This is a genomic window from Moorena sp. SIO3B2 (genome assembly GCF_010692525.1).
In the GTDB taxonomy this organism is placed as follows: domain Bacteria; phylum Cyanobacteriota; class Cyanobacteriia; order Cyanobacteriales; family Coleofasciculaceae; genus Moorena; species Moorena producens.
The window spans coordinates 1-2,876 of sequence record NZ_JAAHHE010000601.1; the positions used below are offsets into that span (position 1 = coordinate 1).

The window sequence follows — 2,876 nt, forward strand, 5'->3', positions numbered from 1 at the left end:
GAACGCCTTTTCCCAAAAGAATTGGAACGCGAGTAATAATCATTTCATCAACAAGGTCTTCTTGAAGAAAACTTTGGATTACTCTACCTCCATCTATGTAAAGATTTGTATATCCCTTTTGATTCAACTGATTAATTATTGTTTTTATATCTCCACGAACAATTTCTGCTTTACCAAAAATTGTTTCTGGAAGTTTCGTTAAGCTATTGCTTAATAAAAAAACGGGTTTATGATAAACCCATTGACCAAAACTTAAAACTTTATCAAAGGTGTTTCTTCCCATCACTATGGCATCTATGCTTTTCATAAACTCAGCATATCCATAATCACTTTGTTCGGGGTTAGGTATTTCTTCTAGCCAATCTAATCCGCCATCAATTGTAGCGATAAATCCATCTAAGCTTGTTGCTATATAAACATAATTTGTCATTGGATTTTATCCGTAATTGTCAAAATTAATCCTGATAACTATGGCTCGTCCGTACTTGTTATGCTAAATTAACACTTTGCCAAAGGGAGCAGGGAGCAGGGAGTAGGGAGCAGGGAGCAGGAGGAAGAGGCAGTATTCAGAAAAATTATTGTTAAATAGCCTCATAAAGCTTACTTTACAGGTAAAATTAGGCTATTCAACTAACAAAATTTTCTGAATACGGCCTCTGACTACTGTTCCGGTGATCCGCTGTGAAATACTGTTTATTTAGCATAACAAGTACGGAAGAGCCTGTAATCCATGGCAGACTATAAGCAAGCACTGGTTAAAGATGGTAAGAATCCAGAAGGTCTAATTGTCTTTCCAGCCTTCATTACCCAGAATGAAATGGATGCCCTTAAACACTTTAGAGTAGGGGATCGGGATACCTTTGTTGTAGCCTATCCTAAATCTGGTACAACATGGATGGAGCAGATTGTTCACTTGCTTGGTAATAATGGAGAGCAAGGGGACAAAGTATTGAGTGAAGCAGTGCCTTGGTTAGAAGGTGCAGCAACTCGTTATGGAGGTTTAGAGACTCTGATTAAAACTTCTGGCGATCGCCGTTACTTTCACACTCATTTACCGTTGTCTTTGATGCCAATGTTTGGCGAAACTAAAGCAAAGTATATTTATGTTGCTCGCAATCCTAAGGATAATGCTGTTTCCTATTATTATCATGCATTGAGCAAAATGGGATATGAGGGGAGTTGGAGCGAATTTATTACGCTATATCGTGAAGGTAAGGTAGCCTATGGCTCAATATTCGATCACGTTTGGGACTGGTGGAAAGCGAGCCAACATTCAGATAATGTTATGTTTGTAAAGTACGAAGACATGAAAAAGGATTTAGCTCAAGTAGTTACCGATGTTGCTAACTTTATAGATATTCCTTTAACCTCAGATTTACTCGAGACTGTGGTTGCCGCCAGTGACTTTTCGGCAATGGCAATCAATCCCAAAGCTAATCTGGATTGGGTGCCTCAGCGAGAAGGTATCCCCAAACATATGCGCAAAGGAATTGTAGGAGATTGGAAAAACCACTTTTCTTCAGAAGAGACTAGTAGTTTTGATGCTCTATATCAATCCAGAATGGCACAATTTGGTCTGGAATTTGAATTTGATTTGACCTATTCTAATTAAGAATTAAGAATGTAGAATTGAGAATTAAGAATTAAGAATTTGGAATTCTACATTCTGCATTCTACATTCTGCATTAAGGCGAACAACCTATGCGCTACGCGCACGCTACGCGAACAACTTGTAACTTTCAACTTTCAACTTGTAACCTTCAACTTGTAACCTTCAACTTGTAACTTTCAACTTGTAACCTTCACACTTGACACTTAATTGCGATGCCATGTGGTAACGCCACCAGCCTGGTCAATCAAGGTAATCCCTTGAGCTTGCAGTTCATCCCGAATGCGATCGCTTAATTCAAAGTTCTTTGTTTTCCGTGCTTCAGCCCGTTGCTGAATCAGTGCCTCAATTTCCCCATCACTCAATCCATCTGTAGAAACTTCAGTTTCTGCTTCCGGTTGTGCTTCTAACCCTAATACCTGGGCTAATTCCACGAGACTACGCCATTGCTGCTCTAATTCTGAAGCAGGAGTCTCTGTTTTGCCCTGATGTACGAGGATATTGCCTTCCCGGCGTAACCCTTTGGCTACTTCAAACAATACCGCTAAGCCTCCAGCAAAGTTGAAGTCGTCATCTACGGCTTCTTGAAACTGTTGCGCTATAGTTTCTTCTCCCTGCAAAGGGTTTGAGGGTGTGGCTGATTGGTCTTGCCATCCTAATTGTGTACCATAGTTATGACCAAAAAGCAAGCCCTCTTTGAGAGTTTGCCAGCCATTGGTAGCGGATGCGATCGCATCATCCGTAAAATCTACTGGCTTACGGTATTGCGCCATTAACACAAATAGCCGCACTGCCATGGGGTCAACCGGACGGTCGAGTAAGTCTCGGATAGTAGTAAAGTTGCCTAGAGACTTAGACATTTTCTCTCCATCCACCTTGACCATGCCATTGTGTAACCAATAACGGGCTAGGCTTTTACCAGTTACGGCTTCCGATTGAGCAATTTCATTCTCGTGGTGGGGGAAAACCAAGTCAGAGCCACCAGTATGAATATCAATCGTTTCCCCGAGCATATCTCGCACCATGGCCGAGCATTCAATATGCCAACCTGGACGACCAGGTCCCCAAGGGGATTCCCAGGAGGGTTCCTCTGGCTTAGCGCTTTTCCAAACCGCAAAATCAAAGGGGTCTTTCTTCTTTGGCCCAACGGAGTCGGCTACATCCACCCGTCCACTGGCTCCTGCTTGCAAATCCTCTAACTTGCGGCCAGAGAGTTTGCCATACTCCTCAAACCGACGCACTGAATAGTACACATCCCCATCGGCTT

Annotated in this window: 3 protein-coding genes; 1 reads left to right on the forward strand and 2 read right to left on the reverse strand. The window is 42.1% G+C overall.

The window, feature by feature from the left end:
• Nucleotides 1-430, reverse strand: a 430-nt coding sequence (locus tag F6K38_RS38650; RefSeq protein WP_287360234.1) for a dihydrofolate reductase family protein, incomplete at its 3' end; no start/stop codon positions are given.
• Between the two features lie 300 nt (nt 431-730).
• Here F6K38_RS38650 and F6K38_RS38655 point away from each other — a divergent pair.
• Nucleotides 731-1,612, forward strand: coding sequence for a sulfotransferase domain-containing protein (locus F6K38_RS38655; RefSeq protein WP_287360236.1), 882 nt, complete (start codon nt 731-733; stop codon nt 1,610-1,612).
• Nucleotides 1,613-1,815: 203 nt separating this feature from the next.
• On the opposite strand, the gene cysS is transcribed toward F6K38_RS38655, so the two are convergent.
• A partial coding sequence (gene cysS, locus F6K38_RS38660) for a cysteine--tRNA ligase (protein ID WP_287360238.1) occupies nt 1,816-2,876 on the reverse strand: 1,061 nt, incomplete at its 5' end.

What these genes read in the sequence shown, in the direction of transcription:
- F6K38_RS38655 (WP_287360236.1), top strand. Translation starts at nt 731, where the DNA reads ATGGCAGACTATAAGCAAGCACTGGTTAAAGATGGTAAGAATCCAGAA.